This window comes from Sphingobacterium sp. BS-2 (assembly GCF_046161205.1).
Taxonomy (GTDB): Bacteria; Bacteroidota; Bacteroidia; order Sphingobacteriales; family Sphingobacteriaceae; genus Sphingobacterium; species Sphingobacterium mizutaii.
Map to the genome: position 1 here is coordinate 1 of NZ_JBIXGO010000017.1, position 22,277 is coordinate 22,277.

Below are 22,277 nucleotides of genomic sequence, written 5' to 3' on the forward strand. Positions count from 1 at the left end.
GTTAGAGCACTACACTGATAATGTAGGGGTCAGCAGTTCAAATCTGCTCGGGACTACCACACACGGGGGATTAGCTCAGCTGGCTAGAGCACCTGCCTTGCACGCAGGGGGTCAACGGTTCGAATCCGTTATTCTCCACAGGTTAGATATGAGAAGTGAGATCTGAGATATGGGACGGTGCAATGCCGGTCCATGCCAGAGGGTCACAAGGAGCTATGTAGGTTAAGGGATTTTATATCTCATATCCCACATCTCGATACTCACATCTGAACAGAGAGTTCTTTGACATATTGGAAGAAAAGAGATTAACAAGAGAAGACAACAGAGGCTCCATACTTTATGTATGGGACCAAAAGCAACCTACCACTTGGCAAAAGGGGTGGTAGCGTGAAGAAAGTAAACAAGGGCACACGGGGGATGCCTAGGCTCTCAGAGGCGATGAAGGACGTGATAAGCTGCGATAAGCCACGGGGATCGGCAAATGCGACTCGATCCGTGGATTTCCGAATGGGGCAACCCGGCATGTTGAAGACATGCCATCTAATGAAGCGAACGCGCTGAACTGAAACATCTAAGTAGGCGTAGGAGGAGAAAATAACAATGATTTCCCAAGTAGTGGCGAGCGAACGGGAAAGAGCCCAAACCGTCCATGTCAAGGCATGGGCGGGGTTGTAGGACCACGGCATTGTACTGTGCTATGAACTGGAAGCAGGTGGGAAACTGCGCGATAAGGGTGAGAGCCCCGTACAGGCAAAGAATACAGGCATAGTGGTATCCTGAGTACCGCGGGACCGGAGAAATCCTGTGGGAATCCGCCAGCACCATCTGGCAAGGCTAAATACTCCTGAGAGACCGATAGTGGACCAGTACCGTGAGGGAAAGGTGAAAAGAACCCCGAACAGGGGAGTGAAAAGAACCTGAAACCGTGTGCTTACAAGCGGTCGGAGCGGAGCGATTCCGTGACGGCGTGCCTTTTGCATAATGAGCCTACGAGTTACTCTTGTCCGGCAAGGTTAATGGCTTAAGGCCAGGAGCCGAAGCGAAAGCGAGTCTGAACAGGGCGCACAGTCGGACGAGGTAGACGCGAAACCTTGTGATCTACCCTTGGGCAGGTTGAAGGTGCGGTAACACGTACTGGAGGACCGAACCGATAAACGTTGAAAAGTTTCCGGATGACCTGAGGGTAGGGGTGAAAGGCCAATCAAACTGGGAAATAGCTCGTACTCCCCGAAATGTTTTTAGGAACAGCGTCGGCATGGAGTCTAGCAGAGGTAGAGCTACCGATTGGGTGCGGGGGAGTCAAATCCTACCAAATCCAGACGAACTCCGAATGCTGCTAGATATGGCCGGCAGTGAGGCTTTGGGTGCTAAGGTCCAAGGCCGAGAGGGAAAGAACCCAGACCATCAGCTAAGGTCCCCAAATCCGTTCTAAGTTGAACTAACGAGGTCCGGTTGCCCAGACAGCTAGGATGTTGGCTTGGAAGCAGCCATTCATTTAAAGAGTGCGTAACAGCTCACTAGTCGAGCGGCCGGGCGTGGATAATAAACGGGCATCAAGAACGGTACCGAAGCTATGGATTGCAATTTATTGCACTGGTAGGGGAGCATTCCATCGGGGGCGAATCCGCGGGGCGACCCGTGGTGGACCTGATGGAAAAGCAAATGTAGGCATAAGTAACGATAAGGCGGGTGAGAAACCCGCCCACCGAAAGACCAAGGTTTCCTGATCAACGCTAATCGGATCAGGGTCAGTCGGGACCTAAGGCGCATCCGAAAGGAGGCAGCCGATGGCCAACGGGTTAATATTCCCGTACTGTTGATGGCTGCGATGTGGTGACGGAGTAGTGACACTGCCGCGAACTGACGGAATAGTTCGTTGAAGGGCAAAGGTATTGGACCGGTAGGCAAATCCGCCGGTACAGCCGAAGCCCGATAGTACAGCAAACCCTCGGGGGCGCTGATAGCGCAGGTAAGCAGACTTCCAAGAAAACCCGCTAAGCTCCAGGCCATCAAGACCCGTACCGCAAACCGACACAGGTGGTCGAGGAGAGGATCCTAAGGTGCTCGAGTGAATCATGGCTAAGGAACTCGGCAAAATGGCCCTGTAACTTCGGGAGAAGGGGCGCTTCCTCCAGCGATGGAGAAGCCGCAGTGAAAAGGCCCAGGCGACTGTTTAGCAAAAACATATGGCTTTGCGAAATCGAAAGATGAGGTATAAGGCCTGACACCTGCCCGGTGCTGGAAGGTTAAGAGGGGATGTCATCCGCAAGGAGAAGCATTGAATCGAAGCCCCAGTAAACGGCGGCCGTAACTATAACGGTCCTAAGGTAGCGAAATTCCTTGTCGGGTAAGTTCCGACCTGCACGAATGGTGTAACGATCTGGGCGCTGTCTCAGCCATGAGCTCGGTGAAATTGTGGTATCGGTGAAGACGCCGGTTACCCGCAACGGGACGGAAAGACCCCATGAACCTTCACTATAGCTTAACATTGGAATTGGGTACAGGATGTGTAGGATAGGCGGGAGTAATTGAAGCGGTTTCGCCAGGAATCGCGGATACGACCTTGAAATACCGCCCTTTCTGTATCCGGTTTCTAATCCCGTTATACGGGAGACATTGTTTGGTGGGTAGTTTGACTGGGGTGGTCGCCTCCAAAAAGGTAACGGAGGCTTTCAAAGGTAAGCTCAGTACGCTTGGTAACCGTACGTGGAGTGCAATGGCATAAGCTTGCTTGACTGTGAGACCTACAAGTCGACCAGGGTCGAAAGACGGACATAGTGATCCGGTGGTTCTGTATGGAAGGGCCATCGCTCAAAGGATAAAAGGTACTCTGGGGATAACAGGCTGATCTCCCCCAAGAGCTCATATCGACGGGGAGGTTTGGCACCTCGATGTCGGCTCGTCACATCCTGGGGCTGGAGAAGGTCCCAAGGGTTGGGCTGTTCGCCCATTAAAGTGGCACGCGAGCTGGGTTCAGAACGTCGCGAGACAGTTCGGTCCCTATCTGTTGTGGGCGCTGGAAGTTTGAGTGGATCTGACCTTAGTACGAGAGGACCGGGTTGGACGGACCGCTGGTGAACCTGTTATGCCGCCAGGTGTACGGCAGGGTAGCTACGTCCGGGATAGATAAGCGCTGAAAGCATCTAAGTGCGAAACTAGCCACGAGATGAGACTTCCTCACAAGGGTCGTCGGAGATTACGACGTCGATAGGCCACAGGTGTAAAGGTTGAGAGACCAAAGCCGAGTGGTACTAATAGCCCGAAGCTTTCCAATGCGGATAGACCTGTTGTCCTCTCTCTTTTTCTGATCTTTTCTTCCAATAACATGTCAATGTACGCTGCCCCAAGGGGCATGTACAAAAAGGTATTCAGGTGCCTATATCGGCGGTGTCCACCTCTTCCCATTCCGAACAGAGAAGTTAAGCCCGCCAGAGCCGATGGTATTGCCGTAACAGGTGGGAGAGTAGGTCGGTGCCTAATTTTATAGAGAGGCCCGCTGTCAACAGACAGCGGGCTTTCTGTTTTTGGGGACTTTGGGGAAGCGGTAAGGGAGCAGGCAGGTCCGGTGCATGGCGGCGGGCGGATGCGATCCGCCCCTACGGAATGGGGGACTTTCAGGCGGAAGTATGTTTTCCATGACGGTCTTGGTATATCCTCCCATCCCATCCATCCTGGTTCAACCATCCCTTCAACTCCCTTAAACTCAATTCATTTATTTCTTTCAAAATTCCTTATCTTTGCATTTCAATGGGTACACAATTAGATAATGGGATCAAGCCTTATAACCACTATGGGGCTTATCTGAAAGAGAAATACGACGGACAAAGGGTCTTTAAGGTTATCGTAGATGGTAATTTTACCTGTCCGAACCGTGATGGTAGCAAAGGTTATGGGGGCTGTACCTACTGTAATGTAGATTCTTTTACGCCTGATACGGCACGCAAGATCCCTTCCATCCGTGAACAGGTGGAAAATGGTATTGAACGCGCGAGGAATAGCTATGGAGCTGAAAAGTTCATTATCTATTTCCAACCCAATACCAATACCTATGCGCCTACGCATCTGTTGAAGATGATGTATGACGAGGCCTTGAGTATCTGTCCGGAACATACCTTGGGTCTATCCGTTGGTACCCGTCCAGACTGCTTGGACTTTGAGAAGATAGCATTATTGGAAAGTTATACCGATCGCTATGATGTGGATCTGGAAATGGGTATGGAATCGATCTATAATGACACCTTGGAACGGATCAACAGGGGTTGTTCGCATGATGAATTTATTTCAACCATGAAGATGTTGGAAAACACTTCCTTGGAACTTTGTGTACATACCATCTTTGGATTCCCATGGGAGACTGAGGAAATGATGTTGAAGTATGCCGATGAAATTAATAAGCATCCGAAGATCAAGTTTGTGAAATTGCACCACCTTCATATTGTAGAAGGTTCTATCATGGGGGTAAAGTATAAACGCGAACCTTTCCATTTGTTCAGCATAGAAGAGTATACCGATTTCTTGGCGAAGTTTATTCCATTATTGAGACCTGATATCATTATCCAGAGGATATTTGGTATCGCAGACAAGGAATTGCTGATTGCGCCGAATTGGGGATTCCCTAAATCGGGTATACAGACCAAGATTGATAAGGGATTGGAAGAAAGAGGAGTGAAGCAGGGTTCAGCCTATAGAGAAGCTGATCTGACGATATAAAAAGAAAAGGATGCCGATTGGCATCCTTTTTTATGTGGTTCTAATTTCTTATTTCTCCACGATCGTCTTCAGATCGGCTGGCGAATAATAAATTGATTTTAAGGTCTTGTCATCTCCTTTTCTGAAGACCAAGTATTTACCATCGATTTCCTTATAGTAAGATTCCACTCCCTTAGCAAGGTAATGTTCTTGGGTTTCGATAGCTTCTTGTTCTGTTTTGCAAGCTTTGCTCATGTTAGAGCGCTGTACCTCATTGAATAGGTCATTGAATTTATCCTTTAATCCAAATTCTAAGATCGCTCCTGAGAGTACATATTGGATATCACAAAGAGCATCAGCGATTTCTACTAAATCTTTGTCCTGTATAGCCTCTTCAAGTTCTTTCAGTTCCTCAGCGATCAAGGATACTCTCAGTTTGCAACGAGTTTCAGATGGGATTGTAGGTTGATCTAAAATCGGGTGCTGAAATGTTTTATGGAATTCAGCCACCGACGTTAAACATTTAGGGTCTGTCATATCAATTCTAATTTTGTTAAAAATACGAAAGTGGGCTCAAATAAAAAAGGCGCAATCCAATTGCGCCTTGTATGCTATTTCATTAAATGCTTTAATTGGATGATTTCCTTCTCTTCAAGGTATCTCCAACGTCCGCGAGGAAGATCTTTTTTGGTCAGGTTGGCATAAACCACACGGTCCAGCTTTTCAACCTCGTATCCTAGGGATTCAAAGATGCGTCTTACGACCCTGTTTTTACCACTATGGATCTGAATGCCAACTTCTTTTTTCGAACCGCCTACAACGAAGCTAAGGTCGTCTGGTTTGATAAAGCCATCCTCTAGTTCAATACCGAATTCGATTTTGTTGAAATCTCCTTGGCTAAGGCTTCTGCTCAACTCAACATTGTAGATTTTGCTGATGTTATTTCTCGGGTGAGATAATTTCTCTGCAAGGTTTCCATCGTTGGTAAGAAGAAGTAAGCCTGTTGTATTTCTATCCAAACGTCCAACAGGATAGATACGCTCTTTGGTCGCTTTAGCAACAAGTTGCATCACGGTTTTGCGCTCTTGTGGATCATCTGTAGTGGTGATATAATCTTTTGGTTTGTTCAAAAGAACATAAACCATTTTCTCACGTTTCAGACGTTCGTCGTTATATCTGATTTCATCTTTAGCGGGGTCAACCTTGGTTCCCAATTCAGTAACCACAACACCGTTTACGGAGATGACACCAGCTTCGATTAGCTCATCAGCCTTTCTACGTGAACAGATACCAGAATTTGAGATATAACGGTTCAAACGGATCAAACCATCATCTTCTGCATTGAAGTTTTTCTCTTGCTTAGGTCTTCTGGAATTGTCTTTACGGAAGTCGCGATCTGATCTTTCATCATTGTCACGGGAATAGCGTTTGTTTCCAAAGTCTTTTCCTTTTCCATCAAACTTTTTATATGGACGGTCGGAGTTGAAAGGTTTTTCAAACTTACCGTCTCTATTGAATTTAGAGTCTTTTCCGAATTTAGAACCTCTTTTAGGTGTAGCTTCATCGCCATACCTTGATTTTCTTTCTGGTCTGTCCTCTCTATTGAAATTTGAATCTCTATCTGGTCTAGAATCTCTTCCGAATTTGGAATCTCTATCTGGTCTAGAATCTCTTCCGAACTTGGAATCTCTATCTGGTCTAGAATCTCTTCCGAACTTGGAATCACGATCAGGTCTTCCTTCTCTATTGAATTTAGAATCTCTGTTGAATTTAGCGTCTCTACCGAACTTCGCGTCTCTATCAGGTCTTCCGTCTTTATTGAATTTGGAGTCTCTGGCGAATTTAGAATCCTTGTTGAATTTGGAATCTCTTCCAAACTTGGAGTCTTTGTCAAATCTGCTCTTGTCAGAATTGGAGTCGCGATTAAATTTGTCGGATTTGTAACTTCTCGATGAGTCGAAGGATGATTTATCATCCTTTTTGTTGTTTCTGAAGCCGTCTGAACTGCTTCTTGATTTTCTGGAGTTGTCGTCTCGACTGTTCCTTTTGCTATTGAATGGCATAATTCGAAAAAATGAGCCACAAAGATAGGCAATTTTTTCACTCATTCATCATTTAAACACAATACTTTGTTAAATATTAGAATGCTTCAACAATAGTATGGGCTAAAACTCTCTTTAACCTCAATTAAGGGCTAATAATCTAATTTATAATGTTTTATAGGTTTTGTTTGAAAGTTCTAAAAATTCGTAATAACATGTTGTTGTAATTGCTCTATTTTATATTGGAATCATTGTTTTTAGTACAAAATAGGTTTACTATGATTCATAAATCATAAATATTCGTTCAAAAATGTTACAAAATGGAGAGTTTGAGAAAAGTTACTTTAAATTGCTTTTAACGTAGGTTTTACTTGGTTTTAACTTTAATTAACTTTCTTTATTAATACTATTGTTTGTGCGTTAAAGTAATAAGCTGTACTTTTGGAGCTTGATTTTTCACCAAGCTACTTTTTGATCGGTATTAACAAGTTCCGTGGATAGGGTGGCAGTAAGGGAATGAATGGTTAAAAAAAGAGTATTATGTAGTAGTGCGCTTTTGATGTTAATGCTAATGTCAAACTTGTACTCGAAACCCCAACCAGAGATGGCCGATCCTTTTAGAAAGGCGTTGGACCACTCGATGAAAGCCAATATTTCTGAAACATTGGCTAAAAAAGAGGCAGAAAACGACCCTTATAGTCAGCTCTCTTTTGCAGAAACTGACATTCCTTTGGAAGAAGTTACTGTACAGAAAAAACTAGACAAGTACCTGAGTAGGTTTGCTTATCTAAAAAAGCCCTCACATCACATTCACAAAAAGGCGGATCAATTACTTCCCCGCATTGCAAAAATCCTGAAAAGTTATGGTGTTCCTGAAGACTTCAAGTACATTGCTGTAGTTGAAAGTAGCTTGAACCCGAAAACAACTTCTCATAAAGGAGCTGGTGGCTACTGGCAATTTATGCCGGCAACCGCGAGATTGTACGGATTGAAAGTGAATGGTAGTGTGGATGAGCGCTTGGACTTGATAAAGTCTACACATGCAGCGGCAAAATATCTGAAATCATTGCACAAAGAGTTCGGTGATTGGACATTAGCAGCAGCAGCTTATAACGTTGGTGGCGGAAGTTTAAGAGCTTCCCTAAGAAGACAAAAGAAAGACAGTTATTATGACTTGAAATTGAATTCCGAAACTGCAGCCTACGTATATAAGATCATTTCCATGAAAGCAACCTTGGAAACGATATAAAGCGCGAAAGCCTAATTTTATGAACAATACCAAATCAGGAAACCCAGAGGTTTCCTTTTTTTGTGCCTTATATAATAGGTATATAATTACTAAACAAATACCTGAAAATTAATATAGGTAAACATTCTATGTTTAGTGGAATTTACCTAAATTTAAAATAATGAAATCCCTTACAGGGATTTTTTGTTGACCTAATGAAAAGCGTATTGAGTGGATTGGAGGAAAACTAAAGAGAAGTTATTTGCCGTATCCCATTTTTTCGAAAAGATCAGGAATTGTCCCTGGTCCTCTATAAGATTATGAAACCTAAAGGACCTGTTAAATCTTCTTTTTATGTTATCCGTTTTTGCGATTGCCACTTTCCTAAATAAAAAAGTGATTGAAATCACATTTTCTTGCTTCTCATTATCATTAGAATGTCATGGGCAGACTGGTAATTTTGAATCGTTAACTTAATATATAAGAATAATGCAGGTAGAGCAATTTAATTATGACAACAAGATTGTCAGAGATTTTGGAATCGCAACTGTAATCTGGGGGATCGTCGGGATGACTGTCGGGCTAATCGCAGCCTTGCAGTTAGTATGGCCAGAGGTAAACTTTGGACTTCAGTATTCCACATTCGGACGTATTCGACCTTTACACACCAACGCAGTAATCTTTGCCTTTGTAGGAAATGCCATTTTTATGGGGGCTTATTATTCCATGCAGCGGGTTTTAAAGGCCAGGATGTTTAGCGATTTACTTAGTAAGATCCACTTTTGGGGTTGGCAATTGATCATTGTAGCCTCAGCAATTACCCTTCCGTTAGGCTTGACCAGTTCACATGAATATGCTGAAATGGAATGGCCAATTGACCTTGCCATTACCATTATCTGGGTTGTGTTTGGTATCAACATGTTCGGAACGATCATCAGACGTAGAGAAAGACATATGTATGTAGCCGTATGGTTCTACATTGCGACTTTCGTTACAGTTGCCGTTCTTCACATCGTGAACTCCATTCAGATGCCAGTGGGTATGTGGAAAAGTTATTATGTTTATTCAGGTGTTCAAGATGCATTAGTACAATGGTGGTACGGGCACAATGCGGTTGCATTCTTCCTTACGACTCCGTTCTTAGGATTGATGTACTACTTCTTGCCTAAAATGGCTAACCGTCCTGTATATTCCTATAAATTAAGTATTCTACACTTCTGGTCCTTGATCTTTATCTATATCTGGGCTGGACCTCACCACTTATTGTATACCTCTTTACCAAGCTGGGTACAATCATTAGGTGTTGTATTCTCCATTATGTTGATCGCTCCTAGTTGGGGTGGTATGATCAACGGTCTATTGACTTTGCGTGGTGCATGGGATAAAGTTAGGACAGAACCTATCTTGAAATTCATGGTGGTTGCATTGACCTGTTATGGTATGGCAACCTTTGAAGGACCAATGTTATCCTTGAAACAAGTTAACGCTATTGCCCACTTTACTGACTGGATTGTTGCACACGTGCATATCGGTGCGCTAGGATGGAATGGTTTCATGACCTTCGCTATCTTATATTGGTTGATCCCTAGGATCTATAAAACTCAATTGTACTCTAAGAAATTGGCAAATGCACACTTCTGGATCGGTACATTAGGTATTTTGTTCTATGCGATTCCTTTATATTGGGCAGCAGTAGTTCAAGGTTTGATGTGGAAAGACTTTACTCCAGAAGGTGTATTGAAATACCCTAACTTCTTGGCTACAACTCTAGAGATCCTTCCGATGCACATGATGCGTGCCGTAGGTGGTATCCTTTACCTGACTGGGGTAATCATGATGACCTACAACTTGGTTAAGACCATCAAATCTGGATCTTTGGTTGCCAATGAGCCTGCTGAAGCACCAGCACTAGAGCCAATCCAAAAAACAGAAAAATCTGCTCACCGTCGTTTAGAGCGTAAGCCTATCTTGTTTATGGTGTTGTCATTGATCGCTATCCTGATCGGGGGTATCGTCGAGATGATCCCAACCTTTACTGTGGCGAACAACGTTCCGAAAATTGCTTCGGTGAAACCTTATACCGCACTGGAATTGACTGGTCGTGACCTCTATATCCGTGAGGGCTGTGTGAACTGTCACTCGCAAACTATTCGTCCATTCCGTTCAGAGACTGCACGTTATGGTGAATACAGTAAAGCCGGTGAGTTCGTATATGACCATCCATTCTTATGGGGATCTAAGCGTACTGGACCAGACCTTCACCGTATCGGTGGTAAATATCCACACAAATGGCACTTTGACCACATGTTGGATCCTACCATCACTTCTCCAGGAAGTATCATGCCTCCATATCCTTGGTTGATCGAACAAGACATCAACTACAAATACCTAACCGGTAAGATGAAGGTGATGAAGAAACTTGGGGTTCCATATTCGGATGATGAAATCAACAACGCAGTTGAACATGCCGAAGCGCAAGCACAAACCATCGTAAAAGATTTAGCGGCAAACGATGTTCAGGTTGAACCTAATAAAGAGATTGTTGCGATGATCGCCTATCTACAACGCTTGGGGACAGATATCAAGGCTGAGCCTAAGAAAGCAGATGACGCGAATAAAGTAGCAGAAAACAATTAATGTAACACAAAAAAAGAAAGAGCTATGTGGAGACAAATCACAAACCTACATGGAGATGAAATTTACTTGATCATCTCGCTGTTAATCTTCTTGACTTTTTTTATCCTGGTAGCCATTATGCTGTTTACCATGAAGAAAAGCTTTGTGGATTACATGAAAGGATTACCATTTGATGAATCCGACAAACAGAATGATAACTTACCTGAATCTGAACGTATATGAATTTAATATTAGTAATGAGCAGTGTATCAGGAACGCTGATTGCAATTGGTACAGGCAACTTATACAACGATATTTTCTATCTAGCTGTATTCTTTGTATTAATCGCCGTATTGGCAGCTGCCATCACCATCAACAAGGCCTTGAGGTCTATGTTGAAAGTGACCATGCCAGAGGTTGTCAAAGAAGAAGAGCGCCTAAAAGCTGAGAAGAAATTATCTAGAAAGAATTATTGGAAGAGCACATGGAACTATATCATGGGCTTGAAACCTCTAGAGCAAGAAAAAGACATGGTGATCAAAAACCATGAATACGATGGAATCGAGGAATTGAACAACCCTATTCCGGTATGGTTCAACGCCTTGTTCTATTCATCTATAGTATTCGCGGTAGTTTACCTATTGATTTACCAAGTATTCGGTTGGGGATTAAACCAGGACCAAGAATATGAACGCGAGATGGCGAAGGCTGAGGTCGCAAAACAAGAGTTCTTGGCACAGTCTGCAAACTCATTTGATGAAAACACCATCGAGGTTGATGAAACTGGAACATTGGCAGCAAATGGTAAAGCATTGTTCACAACGAACTGTGCTGCCTGTCACGGTGCTAATGGGGAAGGAACTATCGGTCCTAACCTGACAGATAGATTCTGGTTGCACGGCGGTGAAATCAAGGATATCTTTAAAACCGTAAAATATGGTGTTCCTGAAAAAGGAATGGTGCCTTGGGAACAAACATTGACACCAGCGCAAATTGCAGAGGTAAGTAACTTTATCCTCACTTTGAGAGATACTAAACCTGCAAATCCAAAAGGTGCAGAAGGCGTTGAAGTCACTGCATACGAAAGTGAAGGAGGTGCTGCTCCAGCTGCTGAAGGCGAAGCTCCAGCAGATAGTACAGCAACAAATTAAAAAATATTAAAAAATCATGGGAACAGTAGTAAATGAATCCAATCAACAGAACCAAATAGATAAATCGAAAAGAAAATGGATATACGCTAAGAAACCTAGCGGGCAATTCTTTAACTATCGACAGGTTGTTGGCTACGGATTACTACTGTTCTTCTTTTTAGGTCCCATCCTTAAAATAAACGGAAACCCTTTCTTGATGTTCAACATCATCGAAAGGAAGTTCTCCATCTTTGGTAACATCTTTTACCCGCAAGACTTCCATATCTTCCTCTTCGGAATGCTGATCGTATTGGTCTGTATCGTGTTGTTTACTGCAGTTTATGGGCGTGTATGGTGTGGTTGGACCTGTCCGCAGACCATATTTATGGAACTCATATTCCGTAGGATCGAATACCTGATTGAAGGAGACTGGACCCAACAGAAAAAACTGAATGAAGGTCCTGATACCGACGTCAAGGCCTGGAAGAAGTTTCTGAAGCATACTATTTTCCTACTGATATCCTTTATCATTTCCAATCTGTTCCTAGCCTATATTATAGGGGTGGATGCGCTTTACAAGATCGTAACAGATCCCGTTGAAAACCATATTGTGGGTTTCCTGTCTATTATCGTTTTCACTTTGGTATTCTATTTTGTATTCGCATTTGTCAGAGAGATCGTTTGTACCCGTATCTGTCCGTATGGTAGATTGCAAGGGGTGCTGTTGGACGATAACTCGGTTACAGTTGCTTACAATGTGAAAAGGGGAGAGCCTAGGGGAAAGATCAGAAAAGATTCTTCTGAAGAGAAAGGTGATTGTATCGATTGTAACCTGTGCGTGAATGTTTGTCCTACAGGGATCGATATCCGTAAAGGTCCTCAATTGGAATGTGTTTCTTGTACAGCTTGTATTGATGCTTGTGATGCCGTTATGGATAAGATCGACAAGCCTAGACGTTTGATTGGATTCTATACCCTGGCAGAGGCAGAAGGTACAGAAACGGAGGATGCCGGTAAGAAGAAAAATACCAGAGCTGTAATTTATACGGGTATTCTGGTGGTTCTGATGGGTATCTTTGGTTTTATGATCTTCAGTCGTTCTGATGTGGATGGTCGTCTATTGCGTGCAAAAGGCAGTACCTATCAAAAACGTGATGATGGAACGGTAACCAATCTGTATACTTTGGAAGTGATCAATAAAACGAGCAAGGACCTAGACTTTGACTTGGTTAGTGCCACAGAGGGTGTCAAAATCCAAGTTGTGAATCCTATTTCTCATTTGAACCGAGAAGGAAGTGCGAAATTAAGCTTATTTTTGATAGCTGACCAGCAATCCATCAAACAATATAAAACTGACGTGAAGGTGGATATTAAGGTTGGCGATAAAGTTTTAGAAACCATGGAGACGACATTTATTGCGCCTCCAGCAAAAAAATAAAATGAACTGGGGATATAAGATAGTATTTGGTTTAGGGGCATTTATGCTATTTATTGTGGGTGCAGGGATCTATATGGTCAGTCATGATTCTGATACCTTGGTCGAGTCTGATTACTATGAAAAAGGATTGAATTACGATGAAACCTTCCATAAGAAGGAAAACCTCCTTGCCGATCATGCTAAACCAAAACTTCAATTGCTCAAGGACAGCTTATTGATCGAGTTTTCAGCGGCAGGGAACAAAGGGAACCTGAAGTTTACCCGCTTGGATGATAAAAACCTCGATCAAGTATTGCCTTTCAACACAACGAACAATCAGTTTAAATTACCGGTTGGCAGTTTCAAGAAAGGGAATTGGAAATTAGAAATCGACTGGGTGCATTCGGATAAATCTTACATTTCCGATCACGCCGTGTTTATTCAATAAAATGACTTATCATTATTTAGCGTTTTTTATGGGCCTTTTGGGCAGTATCCACTGTGCGGTAATGTGCGGTCCGCTACTGCTTGCCGTTCAGGCAGGACAGAAGATCTCCTGGAAAACGACTTTCAATAAATTACTTTATCAATCTGGACGTATCCTGACTTATGGTCTATTAGGCCTCCTGTTGGGGGTATTAGGCAATGCGGCTACGATTCAAGGCTGGCAACAAGGCTTTAGCTTAGTTACCGGCATTATCCTGTTTGCTATCGGCCTGTTTTATATGTTCGGAAAGAGTTCTTCCAAATTGGCTGCTATACAAACAAAGGCCATCCAACCCTTTGCAAAGTTCATGAGCAAATGGTTGTATAGACCCGGCGGAAGTTTTGTGGCCGGTGTACTTAATGGCGTCCTCCCATGTGGTATGGTGTATATGGCATTAGCCTCTGCCGTGAATGCAGATTCCCTGAGCAATAGCTTTCTATTCATGTTGCTGTTTGGATTAGGAACCTTGCCCTTATTACTGGTTTTTTCTTTTGCAGGTAACTATCCGAAACGCATTTTCAAAACCAGTTTTTCTACAGTATTGCCGATTTTGTTCCTGATTATGGGAGCATGGTTTATACTGCGAGGAGCTAACTTGGATATCCCTTATCTGAGTCCCTTATTGCACATGGACGGTGCAATGAATTGTGCATAATTGATTTTCTTTCCTATATTGTATGCTAGCCTAGGGTTTGTCTTTAAAACAAATAGGGGCTAAGTTGGTTATTAGAGATAATTTCTATCTATGCAGGAACACTTAAAGACCGTAATACATTTTCTGGAAATATGGGGCTGGATCCCATTAACGATTATGTATGTTGGAGTTATCATAACTATCTTAATTGAAAACCGAAATCCTACCAAAACTATTTCTTGGGTACTGGTTATTGTCTTTATTCCCTTCGTGGGCCTAATTCTCTATTATCTTTTTGGTCAGAAGTTCTCTAAAGTCAAGAAATTAAAACGGATCAATCAGGAACAGACACTCCGCTTGAAAAAGGAATTCCAGCGATTGGAACCTTTAATGCAATGGTCCATTCGGAATATACAGAGCAAGATCGGTGACCTTTCTCGGGTGTATTCCTATCTTAAGAACGAAAAACTCTCTACCCCAACGCTAAATAACGAAGTCACCCTGCTGGTCAATGGCGAGCAGATGTTTCCGGCATTGTTGGAATCCTTGGCTGCTGCCAAACACTCCATCCACATGGAGTTCTATATCTTTGATTTGGATAATATTGGCACTCAGGTACTTGATTTATTGGAAAAGAAAGCCAATGAAGGAATCATGGTCCGTTTGATAGTGGATAGCTTTGGTTCGCCAAAAGTAGTGCGTTACATGCGCAAAAAGAAAGATAGTAAAATAGAATTCCAGGCTTTCTTGCCCGTGACTTTTACCTCTTTGGCAAACTCTAATTATCGAAATCACAGAAAGATAGCCGTAATCGATGGCTTTGTCTGCTTTACGGGCGGTATCAATATTTCCGACCGCTATGCAAACCCGAATGACTTTGGCTTATATTGGCGAGATACTTCGGTTAAGATCGTCGGAAATGTTGGCGCGATGTTCCAGATCAGTTTCTGGAACCAATGGAATCAAACTGACGGCAAACCTTTTAAATTAGATGAGGGCTACCTTCGTGAAACCCCTGTGGTTACCGATCAACTGAGTGCGGTTGCATTATCTTCAAGCGACCCTGGGTCTATAGGGCCTTTCAATATGGAAGCTCTGCTGATCAGTATTGGGGAGGCTAGCGAGAGCATTAAATTATGTACTCCGTATTTTATTCCTTCGGAGGAATTATCGACTGCATTGAAGACTGCCGCTGCTGCTGGCGTCGATGTCGAATTAATGATACCAGCAGCGGGTGATTCATGGTTTGTGCAACATGCCACTTATTCCTATCTCAAGCCACTATTGGAAAGAGGAGTGAAGGTATACCTTTATGAAAAAGGTTTCCTACATGCCAAAACTTCGATTATCGATGGAAAGATCGCATACGTTGGTACTGTCAACCTCGATTTCAGAAGCTTTTATATCAACTATGAAGTTGCTGCAGTCATTTCCAATCGTGATTTCTGTAGAGATATGGAAAAGCAATTTGATATCGATCGAGAGAACTGTGTGATGATCACCATCAAAGATTGGAAAAAAAGAAAAGCTTGGAAAAGAGGCATCGATTCCCTTTGTCGATTGCTTGCGCCATTGCTGTAGGTATCTGTTAAATTTCCTTAAGGCTTCCCTTGTTCCCTAAAAATTCAATATATTTAGCTTTTTCAAAATTGAATATTGATGAATTTAACTAATCGATTCCTTTTAGCCCTTGTAATTTTTACCTCATTATTCAGCACTGCTAAAAGCCAAGAAAAACCTGCAATTCCAATCAATACTGCAGTAGAAAATGTTCAAAAATATTTCTCGGTTTACCCAGTGGAAAAAGTGCATTTACACTTTGATAAGCCCTATTACGCCGTAGGAGATACATTATGGTTCAAAACCTATCTAAATACCAACCTTTTTAATTACGATCCCAGCAAGATCGTCTATGTCGATATCATCAACAGCAGGGATTCCTTGATGCAGACCTTAAGGATTCCAATGCAAGAGGGTGCCGGAAAAGGTCAATTGGTTCTTGATCCCCAGTTCTGGTCACAGGATAACTATAGATTCAGAGCATACAGTAAGTGGATGATGAACTTTGATATGGACTACTTTTTCAATAAAGTAGTGCCTATCGGCGATGCCATCAATAAAAAGATGGGCGCCAATATCACTTACCAACAAGAAGGAAACCGAACCAAAGCCACTATTCAATTTAGAGGTCCAGATGGACAGGCCTTAGGTCGTAAGAAGTTGAATTGGGAAGCCAATGATGGGTGGGATGCTTTTGATAAAGGTAAGGCAGAAACCGATGACCTCGGTCGTATTACCATCAACCTATCCCATAAAGAAAAAGATAAATTCAAGAGCGGTCGACTGGTTGTGCAATTGGATGAAGGCCAAACTGGACAGTACTCCTTAGCCAATGCCTACCAAGAGGTAGATATTCAATTCTTCCCAGAAGGAGGGGACTTAATCTCGGGTGTTTCTAAGAAAGTAGCATTCAAAGCCATGGAATCAGGAGGCTCATCCGTTCCTGTTAAAGGAAAGATCATCGATAGCAAAAAGAAAGAGATTGCCACTTTTGAAGACTACGGCATGGGTATGGGATCATTTACCATGATTCCGATTTCCGGAGAAACCTATAAAGCAGTAGTGACCTTAGGTAATGGTATAGAAAAGACCGTTGATCTACCAGCGGTGGTCGATGATAAGATCAACGTAGTTGCTGTTTCTCAGGATAAGGAATTTATCAATCTAGGTTTAGTGACCAACGATCAGTATTTCAATACCATCCAAAACAAACCTTACTATGTATTCGGTCAATTGAACGGACATTTGATCTATGCTGCTCAGGCTTCTATCAAAAGTCCAGCAGTATCTGTTAGGATCCCTTTAAAGGAACTTCCTAATGGCGTTGTACAGGTTACTTTGATGACCCCAGATGGTCAGCCAGTATCAGAACGTTTGGTATTTATCCAACCTCAGGAATTGATCGGCATCCAAGTTACTACAGATAAAACTGATTATGCAAGAAAGGATTTGGTGAAAATGAAACTGAATCTGGATACCAAAGTTGATAGCTTACCAGGTAACTTCTCCGTAGCTGTAATCGATGAAACTAAAGTTCCTTACAATGATGACAACGACAAAGGTATTGTCAGCAATATGCTTGTTGCATCAGATTTAAAAGGTTATATAGAAAAGCCAAACTATTACTTCAATCCAAAGAACGAGAACAGATTAGAGGCCTTGGATGCCTTGATGCTGACCCAAGGATTTAGAAGATTCGAATATAAAGACCTAGTTAGTGGAAGGCTTCCTCAAGTGAAGTTCATGCCTGAACAAGGGATTACGATCACGGGGATTCTTCGCCAAAATACAGGTCGCGTTCAGCCTAATGGAGGTTTATTGTTGAGCATTCCTGGTGCAGCGATCAAGAAAGATGCGTATACAGATAATTCAGGTCGTTATACTTTTGAAAACTTAGTATTCGCAGACTCCTTGAAAGCTACGTTGAATGCAAGGGGTAATGACAACTTTAGAAGCTTGGTGATCACCATGGATCCAACCTTGTTCCCTGAAATCGATCAAGGGAACCCTAATAAAGGGGCTAACATCCAAAATATCGATGAAAACCTAAAAGCTTATTTAGACAATAGCAAAAAGGAATTCAGAACGCATAACCTAATCGAAGAGGTAGTTGTGACAGCAACGCAAGAGAAGAAACAAACCAGTAAGGACTTCTCAGCATTGACTGGTCTTTCCATGCCTGAACACCGCATTGACGGTAGTCGATTCAATGGCTGTAATGTCTTGAGCATGTGTTTAAATACCATGTTGACCGGGATTACCTATGATGTCAATACACAGAAATATTATATCACCAGGAATTTCAATCAAGGAAGCCGCGTGCCAGTACAGTTCTTCTTGAACGGTATGCCAATCGACGAGCCTTCTATCAACTCCATTCAGGTGGCAGATATCGAGGCTATCGAGATCTTTATGCGTGATGACCTGGGTACCGTGAGAAACCTGTACAACAACGATGGTGTGGTTTCCATCATTACCAAGAAAGAGAAGAAACAACCGCGTATGACCATGTCACAGATCGAAGCGATGCTGCCTAAATCAAATGTGATTGATTTCTATCCTTTGGGTTATGTGAAGGAACGTAAGTTCTACGAGCCTAAGTATACTACTCCAGAGTCTAAGAATACCAATGATTATAGAACGACGGTATATTGGAACCCAGATGTACGTGTAGATTCAAAAGGTGAAGTCAACCTTGAATTCTTCAATGCAGATGGAACCGGTAAATATAAGGTAGTTGTGGAAGGTAATGACCTGCAAGGCAATGTCGGTAGACAGATCTACTATTACAATGTGAAATAAAAGGATTTCCATATAAAAAGAGCGGGCAGCAATATATATTGCTGCCCGCTCTTTTTATAAAGGACATTACTTGCCGGTCTTCACCCGCAGATTGAATAAAATAGCTAGGATAATCAAGCCTATCCCCAGAAGGGAATACATATTGTATGATTCTTCGAAATAGAAGAAGCCAAACCCCAATGCGTAGACTACCCCTAAATACGTTAAGCTAGATACTTTAGAAAGATTTGCTGTTTGATAAGATAAGGTCATGTAGTATTGCGCCAATTGCGTCAGTATACCCACGAATAAAAGATAAAGCCAATCCATGCCTTCCGGAGTCTTCCAGTCGAAAATACTGTAAATCCCCACAAAAGGAATCGTGATCAATGGGAAATAAAATATAATCACCAGGGGATGTTCGCTGGTTTTAATCTTGGCAATGATATTATAGGCAATTGCAGCAAATAATGCCGACATCAATCCTACGGCTAAATCAAAATTGGATATTCTGGAATCAAAACCTTTCATCATCAAGACCCCGGCGATCGCCATTCCGAAGAACAGGAACTGAATAGGCCTAACATACTGCTTGACCATGAAGATCCCTAAGATCGTAGTGAACAGGGGAGCGGTATAATTAATGGTCACGGCGGATGCCAATGGAATATTCTGCAAGGTATAGAACGAACCAACCAGCCCTAAACAGCCGGCAATTCCCCTTGCGATCAGTAATTTCTTGTTATTTCCAAAAACTGGAATATTTTGTTTCTTCAAGATTGCATAGGAGGCAACCAAACTGAAGACCGATCGGAATAGCACCACTTCCATGGTCGGAAGGTGCGAAACCAATTTGACGCTAATATTCATCAGGGCGAAGAAAAAGCCCGCCAATAACATGTATTGGATGCTTTTTTGGTCTTCCACTATTGTACAGGGTCGCTATGTTTTTTGACTACTTCCCTAATTCCCGTTTCAGGGTCGATTTCCAATTCGGTCTGTTTAACCAAAACAGCAAAGGAGGCAGGTTGAATCCCCTTGCCATATTTGATGGCGTATTCTTTCGTAAACTCCGCGCCAAAGTACAAAATGGCAGCAGAGTAATAAACCCATGCCAATAAGATAATAATGGATCCTGCGGCTCCATAAGAGCTCGCCGTGATGTTCTGTGATAGGTATAGGGAAATCAGGAATTTCCCGAACATAAATAATAAGGCAGTAAACAATGCTCCCCCTAAAATATCTTTAAACCGAACCTTTGCATCTGGAAGAAAGGCATAGATAATCCCAAATAAGGAAGATATCACCAGAAAGGTTATGGCGGTGTTCACCCAATCGATCAAGCTAATGTCCCAGTTTTCCATAAACTGATTGAAATAACTGGTCATGACACCGATCAAACTGGATATAATCAAAGAAGCCAACAATAAGAATACTAAACCTAGGATCATGGAGAATGAGATCAATCTATTGATGATCAATTTCAACCAGCCTTTTTTTGGCTTAGGCTTTACTTTCCAGATGGAATTGATTGAATTTTGGATGTCTACGAAAATAGTGGTCGAAGTGAACATCAAGGTGCCTGCACCGACGATGATGCCAATATTCGAACGACTGGAAAGAGAGAGATTATGAACCGTGGATTCCAGCAAGGTGGCGATTTCCTTTCCAAACAATTGATTCAACTCATCAATTACCTGCTCACGCGCACCTTCGCTACCATCTAGGGCACTGCCATAGAAAAATCCAAGTGTCCATGTTAAGATCAACAGCAATGGACCAATTGAGAATACCGTATAATACGCAAGGGAAGCGGCTAGCTTCATGCAGTTGTCATCAGCAAATGCATTGCCCGCATTCAGTAGGAGTTGCCAGAATTCTTTTATCTTGGTCCAAATTGTTTTTAGCATAGATTATCCCTGTTCAGAATAGATTGATTTTATTACCTCTTCATTCTTTTGCAGGATAACTTTCCGTTTAAGACTTAACTTCGGAGTCAACTCACCAGCGTCGATGGTCCACTCTTTCGGCAACAACTTAAACTTCTTCACCTGCTCCCAATGCCCAAAGTTAGCCATTGATTGTGATATAATCTGTTCGTATTTGGTTAAAATGTCGCTGTTCTTGATCAAATCCTCTTTAGAGCTGTAGCTGATACCCTTGTGATTAGCATATTTTTCAAGCTCCTCATAAGCTGGGACGATCAATGCAGCTGGGAATCTCTGGTTCTCACCAATCACCATCACCTGCGCAATCAAGGTAGATTCCATCAGTTTGTTTTCCAAAACTTGTGGAGCTACATACTTACCGCCAGCGGTTTTGAACATCTCTTTCTTACGGTCTGTAATTCTCAAGAAACCATCCGGAGTCAGTTCGCCAATATCACCGGTATGCAAATATCCATCCTCGGTAAAGGCTTCTTTCGTTGCCTCATCGTTATGGTAATAGCCACTGGTCACGCTAGGTCCTTTAACCAAAATCTCTCCATCCTGAGCGATCTTGACATCCAAGTTGTCCAACACCCTACCGACAGTACCAAACTTCACATCTTCTTCTTTCCATGAGTTTACAGCGATTACCGGAGATGTCTCGGTCAATCCATAACCTTCCAATACCTTGATGCCAGCAGCCCAGAACACTCTCGCTAAGCGCTCCTGCAAGGCAGCACCACCAGAAATAATCAATTTGATGTTTCCACCTAATGCATCTTTCCATTTCGAAAAGATCAATTTCCTTGCAATACCCAGTTGGAAGTTATAAAATCCGGAGTTCTTTTTAGGTTCTTGATAACGAAGGCCCAAGTTCAATGCCCAGAAGAACAATGATTTCTTGATCCCTGTTAGGTTCTTACCTTTTTCAACTACCTTGTCATACACTTTTTCCAATACACGGGGAACCGTTGTAAATAGGTCAGGTTTCACATCATTGATGTCAACCACGATATTATCCAGGTTTTCCGCATAATAGATCTGAACCCCTTTTGAAAGGTATAGGTACACCACCATACGTTCAAAGATGTGGCATAAAGGTAAGAAACTCAATGCTTTCTTGTATTCATCCGTTACCAAATGATTACATGCCTCCACATTGGAAATGATATTGTTATGGGATAGGTAAACTCCTTTTGGTTTGCCCGTAGTTCCCGAGGTATAGATCAAGGTCAATAGGTCATCAGGTTGCACCGCATCTCTGAACGGTTGCAGATCTTGATCGTTCTGTTTCCCAAGGCCTAATACTTCAAGATAGTTCTTGCGGTCTTGGATATCATCAAAAGTGAATACCTCTAATTCTTGGTTGTTTTCCTTCAATGCCAAGTCAGCCTTTTTGGCCAACTCTTCATTGCTAACAAACAATAGCTTTGCTCCGGCATCGTTCAGGATATAGATCAGGTCCTGATTAGAAAGGGTAGGGTATAATGGCACAGTAGCCACACCCAATTGGTTACAGGCAAAATCAATGAAATTCCATTCCGGTCTGTTTCCCGACATCAAGGCAATCCTATCGCCTTTCTGAATTCCTTTTGCCAATAAACCCTTACTGATATAATCGACGATTTCAACAAATTCATTGCTGGAATAGGTCTTCCAACCATCCTTAGAGCGACCAGCAACCATGATGTCCTTGGCAAAGTCCTTCTGATAGTTACTGATTAAATCGAATAATCTTTTATTATTGCTCATAATGTTTATCTCC

The 22,277-nt window shown here is 42.5% G+C and carries 15 protein-coding genes, 1 tRNA gene and 2 rRNA genes; 13 read left to right on the forward strand and 5 right to left on the reverse strand.

Annotated elements, in window-relative coordinates:
- The first annotated feature begins 64 nt into the window (after positions 1-64).
- The 4 genes from ACK2WI_RS08815 to ACK2WI_RS08830 all read left to right on the forward strand — a co-directional run bounded on the left by ACK2WI_RS08815 (position 65) and on the right by ACK2WI_RS08830 (position 4,710).
- Positions 65-138 (forward strand) — tRNA-Ala (locus ACK2WI_RS08815).
- Between the two features lie 252 nt (positions 139-390).
- A 23S ribosomal RNA gene (locus ACK2WI_RS08820) occupies positions 391-3,274 on the forward strand.
- A 94-nt stretch (positions 3,275-3,368) separates the two neighbouring features.
- A 5S ribosomal RNA gene (gene rrf, locus ACK2WI_RS08825) occupies positions 3,369-3,480 on the forward strand.
- A gap of 267 nt (positions 3,481-3,747) precedes the next feature.
- Positions 3,748-4,710 carry a TIGR01212 family radical SAM protein gene (locus ACK2WI_RS08830; RefSeq protein ID WP_185213486.1) on the forward strand — a complete coding sequence of 321 codons (963 nt, stop codon included), beginning with the start codon at positions 3,748-3,750 and terminating at the stop codon, positions 4,708-4,710.
- Positions 4,711-4,758: 48 nt separating this feature from the next.
- On the opposite strand, the gene ACK2WI_RS08835 is transcribed toward ACK2WI_RS08830, so the two are convergent.
- Positions 4,759-5,226: a nucleoside triphosphate pyrophosphohydrolase family protein gene (locus ACK2WI_RS08835; RefSeq protein WP_254528156.1), complete on the reverse strand. Its 468-nt coding sequence runs from the start codon at positions 5,224-5,226 to the stop codon at positions 4,759-4,761.
- Between the two features lie 74 nt (positions 5,227-5,300).
- Positions 5,301-6,797: a pseudouridine synthase gene (locus ACK2WI_RS08840; RefSeq protein ID WP_409150414.1), complete on the reverse strand. Its 1,497-nt coding sequence runs from the start codon at positions 6,795-6,797 to the stop codon at positions 5,301-5,303.
- A 538-nt stretch (positions 6,798-7,335) separates the two neighbouring features.
- Here ACK2WI_RS08840 and ACK2WI_RS08845 point away from each other — a divergent pair.
- From ACK2WI_RS08845 to ACK2WI_RS08885, 9 genes are all read left to right on the forward strand, one after another.
- Entirely contained in the window at positions 7,336-7,980 is a 645-nt protein-coding gene (locus tag ACK2WI_RS08845) for a lytic transglycosylase domain-containing protein (protein ID WP_409150416.1), read from the forward strand.
- A gap of 468 nt (positions 7,981-8,448) precedes the next feature.
- Positions 8,449-10,596 carry a cytochrome-c oxidase, cbb3-type subunit I gene (gene ccoN / locus ACK2WI_RS08850; RefSeq protein WP_312697971.1) on the forward strand — a complete coding sequence of 716 codons (2,148 nt, stop codon included), beginning with the start codon at positions 8,449-8,451 and terminating at the stop codon, positions 10,594-10,596.
- A 24-nt stretch (positions 10,597-10,620) separates the two neighbouring features.
- Complete coding sequence (locus ACK2WI_RS08855; RefSeq protein WP_093094859.1) at positions 10,621-10,818, forward strand: hypothetical protein; 198 nt, start codon at positions 10,621-10,623, stop codon at positions 10,816-10,818.
- On the forward strand, positions 10,815-11,726 hold the full coding sequence (locus ACK2WI_RS08860) for a cbb3-type cytochrome c oxidase N-terminal domain-containing protein (RefSeq protein WP_409150417.1): 912 nt from the start codon (positions 10,815-10,817) through the stop codon (positions 11,724-11,726). The genes ACK2WI_RS08855 and ACK2WI_RS08860 overlap by 4 nt, the downstream gene beginning before the upstream one ends.
- Before the next feature lie 16 nt (positions 11,727-11,742).
- Positions 11,743-13,143, forward strand: coding sequence for a cytochrome c oxidase accessory protein CcoG (ccoG, locus tag ACK2WI_RS08865; RefSeq protein ID WP_409150418.1), 1,401 nt, complete (start codon positions 11,743-11,745; stop codon positions 13,141-13,143).
- 1 nt (position 13,144) lies between these two features.
- A complete protein-coding gene (locus ACK2WI_RS08870) occupies positions 13,145-13,570 on the forward strand; it encodes a FixH family protein (RefSeq protein WP_093094864.1) in 426 nt (141 codons plus the stop codon).
- 1 nt (position 13,571) lies between these two features.
- Positions 13,572-14,264 (forward strand): sulfite exporter TauE/SafE family protein, encoded by a 693-nt coding sequence (locus ACK2WI_RS08875; RefSeq protein WP_409150420.1) that lies wholly within the window; start codon positions 13,572-13,574, stop codon positions 14,262-14,264.
- A gap of 90 nt (positions 14,265-14,354) precedes the next feature.
- The gene (gene cls, locus ACK2WI_RS08880; protein ID WP_409150422.1) at positions 14,355-15,824 is read left to right on the forward strand and encodes a cardiolipin synthase; all 1,470 of its coding nucleotides are present in this window, start codon (positions 14,355-14,357) and stop codon (positions 15,822-15,824) included.
- 78 nt (positions 15,825-15,902) lie between these two features.
- Positions 15,903-18,605, forward strand: a complete 2,703-nt coding sequence (locus tag ACK2WI_RS08885) for a carboxypeptidase regulatory-like domain-containing protein (RefSeq protein ID WP_409150423.1) — start codon at positions 15,903-15,905, stop codon at positions 18,603-18,605.
- A 66-nt stretch (positions 18,606-18,671) separates the two neighbouring features.
- Here the strand turns inward: ACK2WI_RS08885 and ACK2WI_RS08890 are convergent, their stop codons facing one another.
- The 3 genes from ACK2WI_RS08890 to ACK2WI_RS08900 are packed head-to-tail and all read right to left on the reverse strand — an operon-like array spanning position 18,672 to position 22,264.
- On the reverse strand, positions 18,672-19,511 hold the full coding sequence (locus ACK2WI_RS08890; RefSeq protein WP_197700980.1) for a DMT family transporter: 840 nt from the start codon (positions 19,509-19,511) through the stop codon (positions 18,672-18,674).
- Positions 19,511-20,494, reverse strand: coding sequence for a YihY/virulence factor BrkB family protein (locus ACK2WI_RS08895; RefSeq protein WP_093094871.1), 984 nt, complete (start codon positions 20,492-20,494; stop codon positions 19,511-19,513). The genes ACK2WI_RS08890 and ACK2WI_RS08895 overlap by 1 nt, the downstream gene beginning before the upstream one ends.
- Positions 20,495-20,497: 3 nt before the next feature.
- Positions 20,498-22,264 (reverse strand): long-chain fatty acid--CoA ligase, encoded by a 1,767-nt coding sequence (locus ACK2WI_RS08900; protein ID WP_093094872.1) that lies wholly within the window; start codon positions 22,262-22,264, stop codon positions 20,498-20,500.
- Positions 22,265-22,277 lie beyond the last annotated feature (13 nt).

Bases quoted from the DNA above. Each gene is read 5' to 3' on its own strand.
- ACK2WI_RS08830 (WP_185213486.1), top strand. From the start codon at position 3,748: ATGGGTACACAATTAGATAATGGGATCAAGCCTTATAACCACTATGGG.
- ACK2WI_RS08835 (WP_254528156.1), bottom strand. From the start codon at position 5,226: ATGACAGACCCTAAATGTTTAACGTCGGTGGCTGAATTCCATAAAACA.
- ACK2WI_RS08840 (WP_409150414.1), bottom strand. From the start codon at position 6,797: ATGAGTGAAAAAATTGCCTATCTTTGTGGCTCATTTTTTCGAATTATG.
- ACK2WI_RS08845 (WP_409150416.1), top strand. From the start codon at position 7,336: ATGGCCGATCCTTTTAGAAAGGCGTTGGACCACTCGATGAAAGCCAAT.
- ccoN (WP_312697971.1), top strand. From the start codon at position 8,449: ATGCAGGTAGAGCAATTTAATTATGACAACAAGATTGTCAGAGATTTT.
- ACK2WI_RS08855 (WP_093094859.1), top strand. From the start codon at position 10,621: ATGTGGAGACAAATCACAAACCTACATGGAGATGAAATTTACTTGATC.
- ACK2WI_RS08860 (WP_409150417.1), top strand. From the start codon at position 10,815: ATGAATTTAATATTAGTAATGAGCAGTGTATCAGGAACGCTGATTGCA.
- ccoG (WP_409150418.1), top strand. From the start codon at position 11,743: ATGGGAACAGTAGTAAATGAATCCAATCAACAGAACCAAATAGATAAA.
- ACK2WI_RS08870 (WP_093094864.1), top strand. From the start codon at position 13,145: ATGAACTGGGGATATAAGATAGTATTTGGTTTAGGGGCATTTATGCTA.
- ACK2WI_RS08875 (WP_409150420.1), top strand. From the start codon at position 13,572: ATGACTTATCATTATTTAGCGTTTTTTATGGGCCTTTTGGGCAGTATC.
- cls (WP_409150422.1), top strand. From the start codon at position 14,355: ATGCAGGAACACTTAAAGACCGTAATACATTTTCTGGAAATATGGGGC.
- ACK2WI_RS08885 (WP_409150423.1), top strand. From the start codon at position 15,903: ATGAATTTAACTAATCGATTCCTTTTAGCCCTTGTAATTTTTACCTCA.
- ACK2WI_RS08895 (WP_093094871.1), bottom strand. From the start codon at position 20,494: ATGCTAAAAACAATTTGGACCAAGATAAAAGAATTCTGGCAACTCCTA.
- ACK2WI_RS08900 (WP_093094872.1), bottom strand. From the start codon at position 22,264: ATGAGCAATAATAAAAGATTATTCGATTTAATCAGTAACTATCAGAAG.